The organism is Pseudomonas sp. ZS1P83, from assembly GCF_054897825.1.
Genome location: NZ_CM142706.1, coordinates 4,704,562 through 4,718,742, shown reverse-complemented (window position 1 = coordinate 4,718,742; position 14,181 = coordinate 4,704,562). Strand labels below are relative to the sequence as shown.

The window sequence follows — 14,181 nt, the reverse complement described above, 5'->3', positions numbered from 1 at the left end:
GCGTCTACCCTGACATTCACTACGTGATATCAGCATAGAATCATTCAGCCAAAACGGACGTTTTTTACGGATGCAGAGCTTTGTCCTACTGATCTGGCTGACGCTATGCGCAGCACAGGATGCTCGAGAACGGCACATCGCCAATGGCCTGACCCTTGGCGCAGGAGTGTTGGCGCTGGCCTATCTGCTGTGGACAGGCACCACCTGGCTGGGGGCCGAAGCGGGGCAGGGCGGTTGGGCGTGTTTGCTTGCGCTGGCCTTTACCTTGCCCGGTTATGCGTTCAGACGCCTGGGCGCAGGCGATGTGAAACTCATGACCGCCCTGGGGCTGGCGACGGACGGTATGCACCTGCTCGGCGTGTTCATCGGCGCCGGATTGACCCGTGTGCTCTGGCTGCTGCTGGCGCCAAGTGTCTGGCTTCATATGTCTCAGGGGCTTAGGCATCGTCTTCGATATCTGGGGCCTGGAATGTCAAAGAAACAGCCCTTTGCGCCCTTCGTGCTGGTGGGCCTTTTGCTCACACTCGCCTGGTTTCACTAGTCGCCCGTTCTATGTACAGAGTCGCAAAGTACGTCTACTTTCAAACCAGTCGTTGTACCGCCTGTGGCTATCGGTACAGGAGCGGTCAGCAGGGAGTTGCACGTGAACAAGCCTACCTCGGCAATGAAAATCCTCGTGGTCGACGATCAGCGGTTGATCGTTGAGCAGCTTTGTGAATTTCTTGAGCGCAGCGGTTATCGCTGTGTGCCTTGCGAGTCCAGCCGGCAAGCGGTTGAGCGTTTCAGTGAGGACGAGGCGATCGGCCTGGTGCTCTGTGATTTGCACATGCCCGGCCTGGACGGGATTCAGTTGGTTCAGGCGTTGCAGCGGCTATCCGGCAAGCACCGGGCGTTCGAGGCGATCATGCTCACCGAGCGCGCAGACAAACAGGATGTGATCAAGGCGTTGCGGGCCGGGTTTGCCGATTATTATCAGAAGCCGATTGATCTGGATGAGTTGCTCGACGGGATTGCGCGTCAGCAAGTGGCGTTGCAGGAGTGGAACAAGAGTGTGCAGCTGGGGCATTTGAATCAGAAGCTGCAGTATCTTTCCGAGTCGATCGATGATCTGTATCAGGATCTGGATAAGGTTCGGCGTGGGCCGCGGTTGTCGGTTTCCCCTGATGACGATGTCAGTGCTGTGGATCGGGTTGAGATTCCGGCGATTTTCAGTCATCTGTCGCCAAGGCAGTTGGAGGTGGCGCGGTTGGTGGGGAAGGGACAGACGAATTATCAGATTGCCTGTGAGTTGGGGATTACCGAGAACACGGTGAAGCTTTATGTGTCGCAGGTGTTGCGGTTGACGCATATGCACAATCGGACGCAGTTAGCGCTTGCTTTGACGCCCAGTCATCCCGGGTTGCGGCAGCGGGTCACTGCTCGCTAACAATGTGGGGGCTGGCTTGTCGGGTCGCCGCATCGCTGCGATGGCGGCCTGACAGCCGACCTATTTCATTTGGGTGTACATATCCGTTGCTGCGGTAACGGCCGCTGGCGGTTTCGCTCTTACAGCCATCCCTTTCAAGGTCTTTTGACCTTGGCGGCCTTGAGCACCCTATCTGTCGACACGTGAGCATTCACTGCCTTGCCTTCCAGCCATTCCTTGGGTTTCGGCACTTTCGGACCTCGTTTGCTTTTGGCGACGGATTTGGGCGGGATGTTTTTAGCCAGCGCCAGCAAGTGCTGAGCCAGCCCTCCTGCGCGGATTGGGATGGCTAAGTGCTCTGGCGGCAAGGCAATCTGCAGGCCCTCGTAACCGCTGCGTACTTGTACCGTCAGGTGGAAGATCGAAGCTTCCCAGTCTTCGGGCTGGGTCTGGCGATGAGCCTGTTCAACGCTGCGCTTAAGCACCGACAAGACGTTGTAAGCCAGCACGGCCGACGCAAACCCCAACAGGGCGGCCTTGGGGTTGCCCAAGGTTTTGATTTCGCTTTCCAGCACCGACTCCAGGCGCTGAAACATTCCTTCAATACTCCAGCGACGACGGTACAAATCGGCGATTTGCTCAGCGCTGATGGTCTCGGGCAAGTTGCTCCAAAACAGCAATGCGGTGTCGCCTGATTCGGTGGGGGTGTGCAGGCTCAATTCGACACGCCGCCACTGGCGCCCACCTTTTACTTCGATGGTTTGCTCGCGCACGCTGCCTGTCGCGACCGCAACAGGCTGCTGCCAGTCGCTTTCCTTAAGCAGGCGTGGATGCTTGCTTTGTTCGCGGATAATGAATGAGGCCCCGGTCTCTTCGCAGGCCTCCATGACCGGGAGCGTGCAGTAAAGTCGATCAGCCATCCACAGCTGGCCCGCGCGGGCCTTTTCCAGCAAGGGCAGCACGCTGACGCGCTCACTCGCGTAAGCATCTTCGCAGGGCTGAAGGTCGACGACCTGGTCCAGATCAGGGTCATAAACCACAACGGAAAAACCAGGCCGGGCGGCACCGCGTTCACGGCGCAAAGCGCCCAGACGTTTTTCGCTGGAAGGCAGGTGGTTGCCGTCAACAACCCGCAGTTGCCAGCCAGGCAAAATGGCCGAGCAGCCCAATTCTTCAATTGTCGGAGCCAGGCGTTGCGCACTGCCGACTACCAACGCACGCAGCAGCGCGGGCTCCGTGCGGCTGACCTTGTCATAAAGCGCAGCCAAGCTGACGGGAAGATCTTCCATCTGCCGCGCCGCGGCATGTAGCGAGGGTCGCAAACCCAGTGAAACGAGGGACATCAGCTCAACGATGGTCAAAAACAAAAGCTCACGCGGATACTGCCGTTGACGATGTTCTTCGAACACCTGATCGACCCACTCGGGCGCAACGGCCTGCTCCAAAACCAATTTGGCCATGACACTGGCCGGTGCTTTTTTCTCGAACCGCGCTACAACCTCTGCCCACATCGTCTCGTTGTCCTGACTGGAGTTTTGGGGGATTTTATCAAAGACCTTGAAAGGGATGGCTCTTACAGCGAGTCCCTTTTTCAAACGCCAAAAAGGAACCAAAAGGCTTCGCCCCGGCGTCCGGCCCCTCGCTTTGGCTCGGCGTTCCTTCGCTCCGGCATTCATCTGGGGGCATCGCCTCCGGTTGGCTTCGCTTCAACCTCCTCTCGATGTGTTCGACTGCGTCGAACGGCGCTTCGCGCCTACCCCCCAGATGAACACCTCCACTCAGCCTCCCGAAGGGGCGGACAGATCAAGATCAAGGGCTGCAGGCGAGCTAACGCTCGGCCTGTTGAGTGGTGAGAGGCGAAAGGTGTACCCGATTTATTGTGGGAGCTGGCTTGTTCGCGAAAGCGGCAGTCCAGGCACAACAAATCCCGGATCAAGACTACCCCCCCGTCCCACTGTCCACCTTCCCGCTCTCATACTGATCAAAGTACTCCGGGATCTCATGCTGATAGCTTTTTAGCCAGCGCTGCATGCTCAGCTCGCGTTCGGTCGCGGTTGAGGTTTGCGGTTTCTGGGAAGCCGCCTTGTTGCTGCTTTGCAGTTGCAGCCAGCCTTCGGTTTCCTGCTGTTGGGGCGAGGCGGGGCCGGCGTCGATGGCGTGGGTGGTAAGGGGCAGGGCCAGCAGGCCGAGGCAGTAGAGGGCGGTCGGTTTCATCAAGGTTTCTCCCTATTGAAGGGGTGATGTGGCGACGGCGGCAACCTGGTTCGTGGCCGTCGGGCCGGGTTTGCTTGGGGTCTTGAGTCTTTGTGCGCGGGCCTGGGCTTCGGTGACCTGAGCGGGGCTCAGGCCGAGGCGGCTGACCAGTTCGGCGGCGCGGCTCCAGTCGTCCTGGTAGATCAGCAGCGTCACCAGATTCAACGCCGCCAGCTGATCACTTTGCTTGAGCTCCATGGCCGTCAAAAATTCGAAGCGCGCATCCTCGACGCGTAATTGATTGAGGTACACCACGCCCAGGTCGTTGCGGATTTTCTCGTCGGTGGGCGCTAGCCGTGCGGCCCGTTGCAAATGGGCCTGGGCCAGGCCGTTGTCGCCCCTGGCGGCGGCGAGTTGGCCCAGACCGTGTTCGGCTTCGGCGGCCAGGCAACTGCCGAGCAGGCTGCGGTATAACGGTTCGGCTTCGCTGCGGCCCAGCAGTCGATAAACCTTGGCCTTGCGCAGGCGCACATCCGCCAGATTGTCGGGCAGGCTTTGCAGGTTAGCGAGGCTGGCGTGCAGTTTGCCGTCATTGGCCATGTCATCGGCGAGGTTCAGCGACAGCTGTTCATCGGAGGTCAGCTTGGCGCAACTGGCGGTGTTGGTCAGGGCGCTCCAAGGTGTCGCGCCGTTACTCGCGCAACCGCCTAATAACAACAGACTCAACCCGGCAATGATGGCTTTCATAACGTTCCCTCTAGGAAGCAAAGGCCCGGGACAGGGCGGTGAAGCCCGGGCCGGCCAGTACGATCAATAACGCCGGGAAGAGAAACAGCATCATCACGACGGACATTTTGGCGGACATCTTGGAGATGTATTCCTGCAGGCGTGTCAGGCGCCGGTCATCGAGCAGTTGCTTGAGGGCCAGCAGGGATTTCATCGCGCCGCCCCCCTGATGGATCAACTGCTGAAGGATCACACTGGTGTCGGTGAACTCATCGACGGCCAGCAAGTGAGTGACATTGTTCAGTTCTTCGCCCAGTTCCAGGCCGGAATCGACCCGAGCCAATACCAGACGCAACTCATGGGTCAGGGCTGGCAATAATTGTTTGCCTTCAATGCTCAACACTCGCAGCGACTGCTCCACCGCCATGCCCGATTCGAACAGGATGCGCAGCAGCGGAATGAAGGTGGAAATCTCGGTCGCCAACTGTTTTTGCCGGCTCTGGGCGGCTGCGGCCAAAAGGCGTTTGGGGAGCAGGTAGCCGATGCCGGTGGCAAAGGCCGGGCCGAGCCATTGGTTTTCCACGTGCGGGAAAAATACCTCCAGGATCAGCAAGCTCAGGGCCAGTGCCAACACCGGGGCGCCCACCTGGAAGGCCGCGAACAGCGAGCGTCGCCGAGCGCTGCGCCAGCCGAGGCGATTGAGCAAGGTCTGGGTTTCAATATCCAGACTGACCGAGCGTTGGCCGATCCGGCTGCTACCCAGCACCTGCAGCCAGTGACCCACACGGTCGTCATTCAGCCGTTTTCCGTCCAGCCGTCGGGCCACCTGACGAGCCCGTCGCTGCTGTTCCAGCATACTGCCGAGCAGTAATAACGTTGCGCCCAGAAACAGCAGCGCGCTGATCAGCAGAGGTATTTTCATACGCTGCGCAACATGCGCCAGAGCGCCAGGCTGCCCACCACCTGCAGGCCGAACGCTGACGCGAGCATGATTTGCCCCGAGTGGTCGTGCCACATGGCGAGCAAGTAGAGGGGGTTGGTCGCCAGGAAATAGCCGGCCAGGCCAATCGGCAAACAGCCCAGGACCCACGCGGTCACCCGGGTTTCACCGGTCATGGCCCTGAGTTGGCGCGCAGCCTGCTCGCGCTCGCGGATCATCTTGATCAGGTTCTCCAACAGCTCACTGGCATTGCCGCCATAGCGGTGATTGACCCGCAACCCGAGCGCGAACAGGCGCAGTTCATCTTTCTCATACAGTTCGGCGAGGTCCGAAGCGGCGTCCGGCAGGTTGACCCCCAGCTGCACGTTGCGCTGAACCCGGCCCATGGCATTTTTCAGCGGATCTTCGGCGGCGTCGATAGCGCCCAGCACCGCATCGACCAGGGTCCGCCCGGACTTCAGACTGCGCACGGTGTGATCGAGCATTTGTGGCAGTTGTTCGATCATGCGCTGGAGTCGGCGCTGATAACGCCAATTGACATACAGACGCAGAATCAACGGCGGCAGCAGTAACAGAGCCAGCAAGCCGACCCAGCCACCGGTAGCAAATCCGAGCAAGATGCCAAAGGCCCAGAGCAGCAGCCACATCCCCAGTCGTTCAGTGGGGCGCCCGAGGCCGGCCCGCAGAAAGGCCCGATCCAGACCGACCCTGGAGGTTTTCGTCAGCACCGGCTGCGGTTGCCCCTGGGTCAGGCGTCCCAGCACCCGCTCGGTGCCGGTCTGGCGCAAACCGCGATAAAACAGGCGGATCGACAGTCCGAGCAAGATCAGGCAAACGAGAATGAGCAGCAGCGGTTTGAGCATGCTGTGGCCTCAGTACGTAGAGGGAGAAAGTGCCGACTCACGGCGCAGTTTTTCGCCCGCGGGGTTGACCGCCTCACGCATAAAACCGAAACCGCTGCGCCGGTCGAGCCGGAACAAGGTATTGGTGACGTAGACGTCATCGCGGATGCCGATTACCTCCACCACCTCGCTGACGCAGCGGCGGCCGTCGGGCATGCGCGTCAACTGGATGACTACATCTAGCGCGGCGCAGATCATTTGCCGCAGGGTGCGTTCGGCGATGGTGCGGCCCGTCAGGCCCACCAGCGTCTCCAGGCGCAACAGCGCATCCTGGGCGTTGTTGGCGTGCACGGTGCTCATGGAGCCGTCGTGGCCGGTGTTCATTGCGGTGAGTACGTCGAGCACTTCGACGCCACGAATCTCGCCGAGGATGATCCGGTCCGGGCGCATCCGCAGGGCGTTGCGAATCAGGTCACTGGCCTTCACTTCGCCGTGGCCTTCGGCATTCGGCGGTCGGGTTTCCAGGCGCACCACGTGAGGGTGGCCCAATTGCAATTCGGCGACATCTTCGATGGTGACGAGTCGCTCGTGAGGGTTGATCAACTGGCTGAGAATGTTCAGCAGCGTGGTCTTGCCGGTGCCGGTGCCGCCGCTGATCAGGATATTGCAGCGCTTGCCCACGGCCTCCTGAATGAAGTCGAAGATTGCCTGATCGATGGTTTGCATCGCCATCAGGTCAGAGCTTTTGAGCATGTCCTTGCGAAACTTTCGAATCGACAGGCAAGGGCCGTCGAGGGCAATCGGTGGAATGATCGCGTTGACCCGGCTACCGTCGGGCAGTCGTGCATCGACCATCGGCGACGACTCATCAAGCCGTCGGCCGAGGGGCGCGAGGATCCGTTGCATAACCCGTTCGACGTGATGCGCATCGATGAAACGCAGGTCGCTTTGATGCAGTACGCCATCGCGTTCAATGAACACCCGGTGCGGGCCGTTGACCAGAATTTCCGTCACCGCGGGGTCCCGCAGCAGCACTTCCAGGGGGCCGAAACCGGTGAGTTCATCGACGATTTCTTCGGCCAGACGCTCCATTTCATACCGGGAAATCGCCAGGTGCAGCCGGGCGATGTACTCGGCAGTCTTGTCAACGACGAACTGCGAGAGCACCTGCCGCGAACCCTCCAGCAGGTTTTTCCCGGACTCCTCGATGGCGTCGATGATGTAGCGGTGCAGCACCAGTTTCAGGCCTTCGTGGTCGGTGTTGCCACTGGTTGTGCATACCGGGGCGCCGAAGAGTTTTTCACCGCTCATTGCGCACCCCTCAAGCGGTTGAACCAGCCAGACTTGGGCTTGACCAGGCTCTCGGAGCGCTTGGCCAACAGTTCCCCAAGGGTGCGCAGGCTTTGAGTCAGGCCTTCGCGGGGGGCCAGCTCAAACAGAGTCACGCCTTGGTTCTTGGCGTTAAGCCGCACTTCCGGGCTGTAGACGAGTGTCGCGATGATCTCCATGCCGAAGCTTTTGCTCAGGGTCTCGGAGTCCGGTGAGACGTTGCGCAGGTAGCGGTCCACCAGCAGTCTGGCGTGATCGAGCTTAATGCCTTTTTCACGCCACAGGTTGAGTACCGCCAGGTTGCGGCGGCAGTCGAGTACGTTCTGATCGGTGTACCACAGCAACTTGTCGCAATGGCTGACGAAGGTGCGCAACGCTTCGCTGTCCGGCTGGCCGGTGAGGTTCACCACGATGTGCTGGAAGTGTTGGCGCAGGGCGCTGAGCAGCATGTACAACTCGGCGGCACTGGTGTGTTCCAGCGGTTCATCGTGACTGGCGTAGGCGAGGATCCGCAGCCCCGCGTCGCAACGTGTGAAGGCGCTGTCGATCAGCGTCGCATCGAGGCGCCGCAAATGCCTGAGTGCATCGCCGAAGTGAAACGAACTCTCCAGACCGAGCAAGGCCAGGCTGTCGCCGCGTGGCAGGCCCAGGTCCAGCAACAATGTTTGCTGACCGCTCTTCTGCACCACTTGCGCCAAGTGGGAGGCGAGCAGCGCGCCGTCGGCGTTGCTCTGCACACCGTAGAGCACTGTCAGGCCACCGAGTTGGGTGTTCGGGGCCACCGGCGGCAGCCGTTTGCTCAGCCGTCGCACCAACCCCGCAACTTCGCTGGAACGCGAACCATAGGCCACGAAATCCCGTGCACCGGCGCGCATGGCATTGAGCACGAGTTGGTTGTCCATGCCGTCGCCCAGCACGATGATCGCCAGCATCGGTTTGGCTTCCAGGGCGCTTTCGATCAGTGCGCTTTGGGCCACCACGTGTTCGCGGTCCAGGCCGATGAACACCAGGCTGGCGAAGGTCACGTCCACCAGCGCCAGCAATTCGTCGAGGCTGCCACCTCCGGCGCTGACCACTTGGCCCAACGGGGCGAGGGCGCCTTGCAGCCACTCAAGGTCGGTGCTGTTGCGCGTGATCGCGAGGAAGGTCTGGCTCAGGTTCTGGCTCTGGCTCATTGCGATAATCCGCTGCGTTTATCGAAGTTGCCGTTTTCGAGGAAGTACAGGCGATACCAGTTGGGGTCGTAGTTGCGCAGTTTTTCACCGGGCAGCGACGGCAATTTCGCGTTGGCGGCCAATGGCTGGACCAGGTGCGGCGTGACGATCATCAGCAGTTCACGCTCTTCGCGCTTGAGCTGCGAGTTGCGAAAGAACGCGCCGATAATCGGGATATCGCCCAGCCCCGGGAACTTGCTGACCTGCGAGGCATTGTGGGTGCTGATCAAACCGCTGATGACGAAACTTTCGCCATCGGCAAGGGAAATACTGGTGTCGGTGCGGCGTATGGTGAACGCCGGAACGGTGGTGCCGCCGATGGTCACGCCGTTGTTGTAATCCAGTTCGCTGACCTCCGGCGCCACTTTGAGGACAATGCGGTCGTGACTGACCACGGTCGGCGTCAGCGTCAAGCGGATGCCGAATTCCTTGTATTCGATGGAGTAACTGTTGCTGTTGGCGCTGGGCACGGGGATTGGAATTTCACCCCCGGCCAGGAAGCTCGCGCTCTGCCCGCTGAGGGCCACCAGGCTTGGCCGTGCCAGGGTGTAGGCGAAGCCGCTGCCTTCCAGGGCGTTGACGATACCGAGGACTTTGCTGCTGCCACCGCCCCAGACAATGTTGAAACTGTCGTTGAGTAACGGAATGCTGGGCACCGCGATCCGCGGATCAATGTTGAACAGCGGCACCACGCCCGGCGTCACGGCGGTATTGGGCACCGTGCCGGGCGCACCGAAGAGGAAATTGTTGGAGCCCTTGCCGAAAATCGACGTGCCGGCCTCTTTCAGTTTGGTCCGGCTGACTTCGACGAAACGGATGTCGGTTTGTACCTGCGACGGTAGCAGGGGGTCATCAGAGGGTAACCGTGTAGCGGTGGTCATCGCCGCGGTGGCCTTGCCCTGAACGAACACCATGCTCTGGCGCGGAGCACTGGCGCAGGCGGTCCAGACCATCAGGCTGGTGGCGCCTGGGGCCACTCCGGTGAGTAAAAACGCCTGATTACCGTTGACTCGCACGTCGGCGATTTTCGGGTCACCCACCGCCACTCGAGTGATCGCCACCGGCGATTGCACCTCCTGTTGCAGCCCTTCACCGACTTCCAGCACCGCAGGCAAAGAACCCAGCGCGGCGCAGTTGCCGACGGCTGCGAACGTCACGCCGAGCGGCAGACCGCCCAGCAAAGAGACCCAGAGCAGGCCTTGGAATATGGGCATGGAACGACTGCGCATAAAGATGCGTCCTTGCTCGACTCAGGGAATGTGTTGGGTGATTTCATTGCCGCGGATGACTTCCACGCTCGATTTGCGCGGTGCTGCGCCGCGGCTCGTGGCGACAGGTTTGGGTGGGGGCGTCATGGCCAGTTGGCTGAACTGGATCAACTCGCGGTTGGCACTGGCGAGGTTGGCCGATGAATCGCTTTCGCCGGCCCAGTAACGAGCCAGACGTTTCTCATCGGCGCTGCGTACGGCCAGGCGCAACACGCCGGTCTGGGTCGCCAACATCAGGCGACTCAATAGTTGTTCGGGGACGGCAAGCAAGACGCTGTGGGCGCTGGCGCGCGATTGTTCCTGCCTGAGTTTTTCTTCGCTGCTGCGGGCCGGGCTTGCGGGTTGACCGTCGTTGGTCAACCCCATCTGTTCGCCCACCCCGAGTACCCGCAAGGCCGGCACCACCAGTTGAGCCGACGGCTGAAGGTTGTTGTTGTCCATTCGCAGAAACAGCAGCACATCGACATAGTCCCCCGGTGTCAGTTGCCCACCGGCATTGATCACTTCATCCACCGCGACGGCGAGGGCGCGTTCATCGGGACGAATCATCCGTGCCAGTCTGCCGCCGGCGTCGAAGCTTTCATCATTGAGCCAGCTACCGGCAGTGAGGGCGCGCCAAGGCGTACGGCCAATCGCTTGATCGAGGCGGGTCAGGCTGCCGGCGGGGGCGGTGCGGAGTTTTTCCAGGGCAACGTCGGCGGCAGTAATCGGCACGAGCGGCGGCACGTCATGAAGGAGTACCACCACCAGTTGGCGGGTGCTGTCTTCCACCGACGCAGGTGTCGGGGCCGCGGGCGCGGGCGCGACAACGCTGGATTGCACGACAGGCTCGGGGGCCGGTTGACGGCTGAGTGTGAGGCCCCAGTAACCGGCAATGATGGCGCCCGCCAAAAACAAACCGGCCAGGCCCAGAGTGATACGGCTGTTCATGACGGCTCTCCCTTTCCTGCTGCTTAAGACCCCCGTCACATCCAACGAGACAACTTCGCAATCAGGCAGCTATGAACATGGAACTATTTCGCTATTTGAAGGTAGCTCAGCTAGAGCGAAACGCCATTACTGGTCTGAAAATAACTAACGAAAGTACGTAGTCAGGGCGAAAATGTGCTTTTTTTGGCGTCAATGAACCAACTAGTACTTTAGTGATAATTCGTTCTTACAGTTGTGGGTACGGGGAATGCCGACAATGCTGATGCTGGCAAAGGCGAATCATGTTGCGGCCGTGCAACACCCGTCGTCGTCCAGGAGAAACGCCATGTCCTTTTCCAAGCTTGCGCAGAAGATCAAATCCGGAGCCGCGTTTTACAAAAATCTGGCCAAAGATACCGAGGGTGCTTCGGGTATCGAGTACGCGGTCGTTGCCGCGATGGTTGCACTGGTGATTGCTGGACTGAGCTCGGGCATTGAAACTGCGGTTACTACTCTTTTTACAAGTATCAAGACTGCGCTCTTATAACGAGAGCAGAGGTAACTTGCTAATGCTCCAAAGGGGTTCTACCGTCAGCGCTTAGTCCATTGCAGGTGTTGCCCATGAACGCTTCCGTACTCCCACGCCAACAGCTTCTTCTGGTCGATGATGAGGAGGACGCGTTGCTGGAGCTGGCGGAGTTGCTGGAGGGCGAGGGGTTCACTTGTTTTCCCGCGACCTCGGTCAAACTCGCGCTGCATCATCTGACGCGCAATCCCGATATTGCATTGGTGATTACGGATCTGCGGATGCCGGAGGAGAGTGGCATGTCGTTGATCAAGCGGTTGCGTGAACATACGTCCAGGCAGCATTTGCCGGTGATTGTGACGTCGGGGCATGCGGATATGGAGGATGTCAGTGACATGCTGCGGTTGCAGGTGCTGGACCTGTTTCGCAAGCCGATTTATCACGTGCGGTTGTTGGAGACGCTTAATAATCTGTTTCCGCAGCCTCAAGCGGGACTCGTTGGGACGTGACTTTTTGAGGGTGCACATCCACTGCCGAGCGATCAGGCAACAGGCCGCCAATGCCCGACCATATGTTCTAAATCGCCTGCGCCCACCAACCGCAGATCCCCACTGGCCCCTGCTGCGCTGGCCAGCAATGTCACCTCACTGGGTAACCGCACCGGTTTCCTGAACTGCACCGCAATCTCGACATTCGCCGCCGGCAGGTGATCGGCGAGCGCCGCAAGGGTTCGGGCCTTGTTCCACAATCCATGGGCGATGGCTGTAGGAAAACCGAAGAGTTTTGCGCTGACGGCACTCAGGTGAATCGGGTTGTAGTCGCCGGACACTTTGGCGTACTGCCGTCCAATGTCTGACGGCGCTTTCCAGCGGGCCACTTGCGACATCTCCAGCGTCGATGCCAACACTTCTTCGATGGGCTGGCCTTCGAGTTTGACACCGCGGCACAACATCTGGCTTTCCGCTTCCCACAGCGGCCCCAGCTGATCGTCAAGCGTCGTCACCAGATCGAACGTCGCGCCCTTTTCATGTGGCTGAAGGTTTTGCACTTGCACGCTGACCCGCACGCGATTCACGCCGCCCATTGGACGTAAGATGCGAATGCGGTTGCTCAGGTGAATCAACCCCAGCAGCGGGAACGGAAATTCCTTGGCCGTCAGCAGTTGCATTTGCAACGCGAACGCCAGGATGTGTGGATACGTGGGCGGCAGCAGGCCGTTGTCGGCAAAACCGCAGACGTTGCGATAGGCCGCCAGACGCTTCGCATCGACATTGACCCAACAGCGTAAACCCGAATCGGGCAGGGTGGTGCCGGTGATGTTGCGTCGCGTCGCTGCCCGCACGTACAACGCCGGCAGGCTCGGTTCGCGGTTGAGTGTGTGCCAATCGATGATCATGCCTAAGCCCCCAAAACACTTTGTCCGCACACGCGCAGCGCTTGCCCGGTAAACGCGCCGGTGCCCGGTTGAGCCAGCCACGCCACCGCTTCGGCAACGTCTTGCGGCAAGCCGCCCTGACCCAACGAACTCATGCGTCGTCCGGCTTCACGCAAGGCAAACGGCACGTGCGCCGTCATTTGGGTTTCGATGAACCCCGGCGCTACTGCGTTGATGCTGATGCCGCGTTCATTCAGCAACGGCGCCCAGGCCTCGGCCAACCCGATCAACCCGGCCTTGCTCGCTGCGTAATTGGTTTGCCCGCGATTGCCGGCGATGCCGCTGATGGACGCCAGCAGGATCACCCGGCCGTCGTCATGCAGGGTGCCATTGTCGAGCAGTGCCTTGGTCAGCACTTGCGGCGCATTGAGGTTGACCGCCAGCACCGCGTCCCAGAATTCCGGGGTCATGTTGGCCAGGGTTTTATCCCGCGTGATGCCGGCATTGTGCACGACGATGTCGATGCCGTCGGGCAGTTGCTCGATCAACTGCGCGGCGGCGTCGGCGGCGCAAATGTCCAGGGTAATGCTGCGCCCGCCGAGGCGTGCGGCGAGGGCCTCGAGGTCGGTTTTGGCCGGTGGTACGTCGAGCAGGATCACTTCGGCGCCGTCGCGGGCCAGCGTTTCGGCGATGGAGGCGCCAATGCCGCGTGCCGCGCCGGTGACCAGCGCCTTGCGGCCGGACAGTGGGCGAGTCCAGTCCGTCACCGGCGTGTCGCAGGTGTTCAAACGAATCACTTGCCCGGAAACGAAGGCACTTTTGGGCGAGAGGAAAAACCTTAGCGGGCCTTCCAGTTGATCCTCCGCACCTTCGCCGACATAAATCAGCTGCAAGGTGCCGCCGTTGCGCAATTCCTTGGCCAGCGACCGGCTGAAGCCTTCCACCGCACGTTGGGCGCTGGCGGCGAACGGATCGCTCAAGGTCTGCGGCGCGCGCCCCAGAATCACCAGGTGCGCGCTGTGATCGAGGTTTTTAATCAACGGCTGGAAGAACTCGCGCAGCTGTTTGAGTTGATCGGTCTGCACCAGGTCACTGGCGTCGAACACCACGGCTTTGAGTTTGGGGCCGTGGCCGGGAATCCACTCGGTGGCCAGTGATGGCTCGGTGCCGTAGCTGTAAATCGCATCGGTCAGGCGGTTGGCGAAGGCACTGACCTTTTCCGCCAGCGGGCCACCGCCTATCAACAGCGCCCCTTCAACAGGGCGCAGCCGGCCAGCTTGCCAGCGCTCCAGCCGTACCGGTGACGGCAGACCCATGGCCCCGACCAAACGTTGGCCGATGGACGAATTGGCGAAGTCGATATAGCGGTCAGACATGGAACGCGCTCCAGCAGCTGGGATTCAAAGTGTGGACCACGAATGGCGTTTAGTCGTTCGATCCACGAGATAAGGCCT

Annotated in this window: 15 protein-coding genes; 4 read left to right on the top strand and 11 right to left on the bottom strand. The window is 60.5% G+C overall.

Going from position 1 to position 14,181, the window contains the following annotated elements; all coding sequences use genetic code 11:
* The first annotated feature begins 70 nt into the window (after positions 1 to 70).
* Together ACYZT0_RS22335 and ACYZT0_RS22330 are read left to right on the top strand one after the other, a co-directional pair.
* The gene (locus ACYZT0_RS22335; protein ID WP_462043024.1) at positions 71 to 541 is read left to right on the top strand and encodes a prepilin peptidase; all 471 of its coding nucleotides are present in this window, start codon (positions 71 to 73) and stop codon (positions 539 to 541) included.
* A 102-nt stretch (positions 542 to 643) separates the two neighbouring features.
* On the top strand, positions 644 to 1,426 hold the full coding sequence (locus tag ACYZT0_RS22330) for a response regulator transcription factor (RefSeq protein WP_462043023.1): 783 nt from the start codon (positions 644 to 646) through the stop codon (positions 1,424 to 1,426).
* A 134-nt stretch (positions 1,427 to 1,560) separates the two neighbouring features.
* Here ACYZT0_RS22330 and ACYZT0_RS22325 read toward each other — a convergent pair whose 3' ends face one another.
* The 9 genes from ACYZT0_RS22325 to cpaB form a co-directional block, all read right to left on the bottom strand.
* Complete coding sequence (locus ACYZT0_RS22325; protein ID WP_462046622.1) at positions 1,561 to 2,865, bottom strand: IS4 family transposase; 1,305 nt, start codon at positions 2,863 to 2,865, stop codon at positions 1,561 to 1,563.
* Positions 2,866 to 3,343: 478 nt separating this feature from the next.
* On the bottom strand, positions 3,344 to 3,619 hold the full coding sequence (locus ACYZT0_RS22320; protein ID WP_462043022.1) for a DUF3613 domain-containing protein: 276 nt from the start codon (positions 3,617 to 3,619) through the stop codon (positions 3,344 to 3,346).
* 12 nt (positions 3,620 to 3,631) lie between these two features.
* Positions 3,632 to 4,345, bottom strand: coding sequence for a hypothetical protein (locus ACYZT0_RS22315; RefSeq protein ID WP_462043021.1), 714 nt, complete (start codon positions 4,343 to 4,345; stop codon positions 3,632 to 3,634).
* 10 nt (positions 4,346 to 4,355) lie between these two features.
* A complete protein-coding gene (locus ACYZT0_RS22310; RefSeq protein ID WP_462043020.1) occupies positions 4,356 to 5,246 on the bottom strand; it encodes a type II secretion system F family protein in 891 nt (296 codons plus the stop codon).
* Positions 5,243 to 6,127, bottom strand: a complete 885-nt coding sequence (locus ACYZT0_RS22305) for a type II secretion system F family protein (protein ID WP_462043019.1) — start codon at positions 6,125 to 6,127, stop codon at positions 5,243 to 5,245. The genes ACYZT0_RS22310 and ACYZT0_RS22305 overlap by 4 nt, the downstream gene beginning before the upstream one ends.
* Positions 6,128 to 6,136: 9 nt before the next feature.
* On the bottom strand, positions 6,137 to 7,417 hold the full coding sequence (locus tag ACYZT0_RS22300) for a CpaF family protein (RefSeq protein ID WP_462043018.1): 1,281 nt from the start codon (positions 7,415 to 7,417) through the stop codon (positions 6,137 to 6,139).
* Positions 7,414 to 8,610, bottom strand: a complete 1,197-nt coding sequence (locus tag ACYZT0_RS22295; RefSeq protein ID WP_462043017.1) for an AAA family ATPase — start codon at positions 8,608 to 8,610, stop codon at positions 7,414 to 7,416. Before ACYZT0_RS22295 ends, ACYZT0_RS22300 begins: the two co-directional genes overlap by 4 nt.
* Positions 8,607 to 9,878, bottom strand: a complete 1,272-nt coding sequence (locus ACYZT0_RS22290) for a type II and III secretion system protein family protein (protein ID WP_462043016.1) — start codon at positions 9,876 to 9,878, stop codon at positions 8,607 to 8,609. Before ACYZT0_RS22290 ends, ACYZT0_RS22295 begins: the two co-directional genes overlap by 4 nt.
* 21 nt (positions 9,879 to 9,899) lie before the next feature.
* Entirely contained in the window at positions 9,900 to 10,847 is a 948-nt protein-coding gene (gene cpaB / locus ACYZT0_RS22285) for a Flp pilus assembly protein CpaB (protein ID WP_462043015.1), read from the bottom strand.
* A gap of 325 nt (positions 10,848 to 11,172) precedes the next feature.
* Between cpaB and ACYZT0_RS22280 the strand changes: the two genes are divergently transcribed.
* Both ACYZT0_RS22280 and ACYZT0_RS22275 read left to right on the top strand, forming a co-directional pair.
* On the top strand, positions 11,173 to 11,373 hold the full coding sequence (locus ACYZT0_RS22280) for a Flp family type IVb pilin (protein ID WP_462043014.1): 201 nt from the start codon (positions 11,173 to 11,175) through the stop codon (positions 11,371 to 11,373).
* A 74-nt stretch (positions 11,374 to 11,447) separates the two neighbouring features.
* Positions 11,448 to 11,861 carry a response regulator gene (locus tag ACYZT0_RS22275; RefSeq protein ID WP_462043013.1) on the top strand — a complete coding sequence of 138 codons (414 nt, stop codon included), beginning with the start codon at positions 11,448 to 11,450 and terminating at the stop codon, positions 11,859 to 11,861.
* Positions 11,862 to 11,893: 32 nt separating this feature from the next.
* Here ACYZT0_RS22275 and ACYZT0_RS22270 read toward each other — a convergent pair whose 3' ends face one another.
* On the bottom strand, positions 11,894 to 12,748 hold the full coding sequence (locus ACYZT0_RS22270; protein ID WP_462043012.1) for a MaoC family dehydratase: 855 nt from the start codon (positions 12,746 to 12,748) through the stop codon (positions 11,894 to 11,896).
* Between the two features lie 2 nt (positions 12,749 to 12,750).
* Positions 12,751 to 14,103 (bottom strand): 3-oxoacyl-ACP reductase, encoded by a 1,353-nt coding sequence (locus ACYZT0_RS22265; RefSeq protein ID WP_462043011.1) that lies wholly within the window; start codon positions 14,101 to 14,103, stop codon positions 12,751 to 12,753.
* Between the last annotated feature and the right edge of the window lie 78 nt (positions 14,104 to 14,181).

Bases quoted from the DNA above. Each gene is read 5' to 3' on its own strand.
- ACYZT0_RS22315 (WP_462043021.1), bottom strand. From the start codon at position 4,345: ATGAAAGCCATCATTGCCGGGTTGAGTCTGTTGTTATTAGGCGGTTGC.
- ACYZT0_RS22310 (WP_462043020.1), bottom strand. From the start codon at position 5,246: ATGAAAATACCTCTGCTGATCAGCGCGCTGCTGTTTCTGGGCGCAACG.
- ACYZT0_RS22265 (WP_462043011.1), bottom strand. From the start codon at position 14,103: ATGTCTGACCGCTATATCGACTTCGCCAATTCGTCCATCGGCCAACGT.
- ACYZT0_RS22270 (WP_462043012.1), bottom strand. From the start codon at position 12,748: ATGATCATCGATTGGCACACACTCAACCGCGAACCGAGCCTGCCGGCG.
- ACYZT0_RS22305 (WP_462043019.1), bottom strand. From the start codon at position 6,127: ATGCTCAAACCGCTGCTGCTCATTCTCGTTTGCCTGATCTTGCTCGGA.
- ACYZT0_RS22335 (WP_462043024.1), top strand. From the start codon at position 71: ATGCAGAGCTTTGTCCTACTGATCTGGCTGACGCTATGCGCAGCACAG.
- ACYZT0_RS22290 (WP_462043016.1), bottom strand. From the start codon at position 9,878: ATGCGCAGTCGTTCCATGCCCATATTCCAAGGCCTGCTCTGGGTCTCT.
- ACYZT0_RS22275 (WP_462043013.1), top strand. From the start codon at position 11,448: ATGAACGCTTCCGTACTCCCACGCCAACAGCTTCTTCTGGTCGATGAT.
- ACYZT0_RS22325 (WP_462046622.1), bottom strand. From the start codon at position 2,865: ATGGCCAAATTGGTTTTGGAGCAGGCCGTTGCGCCCGAGTGGGTCGAT.
- ACYZT0_RS22295 (WP_462043017.1), bottom strand. From the start codon at position 8,610: ATGAGCCAGAGCCAGAACCTGAGCCAGACCTTCCTCGCGATCACGCGC.
- cpaB (WP_462043015.1), bottom strand. From the start codon at position 10,847: ATGAACAGCCGTATCACTCTGGGCCTGGCCGGTTTGTTTTTGGCGGGC.
- ACYZT0_RS22280 (WP_462043014.1), top strand. From the start codon at position 11,173: ATGTCCTTTTCCAAGCTTGCGCAGAAGATCAAATCCGGAGCCGCGTTT.
- ACYZT0_RS22300 (WP_462043018.1), bottom strand. From the start codon at position 7,417: ATGAGCGGTGAAAAACTCTTCGGCGCCCCGGTATGCACAACCAGTGGC.
- ACYZT0_RS22320 (WP_462043022.1), bottom strand. From the start codon at position 3,619: ATGAAACCGACCGCCCTCTACTGCCTCGGCCTGCTGGCCCTGCCCCTT.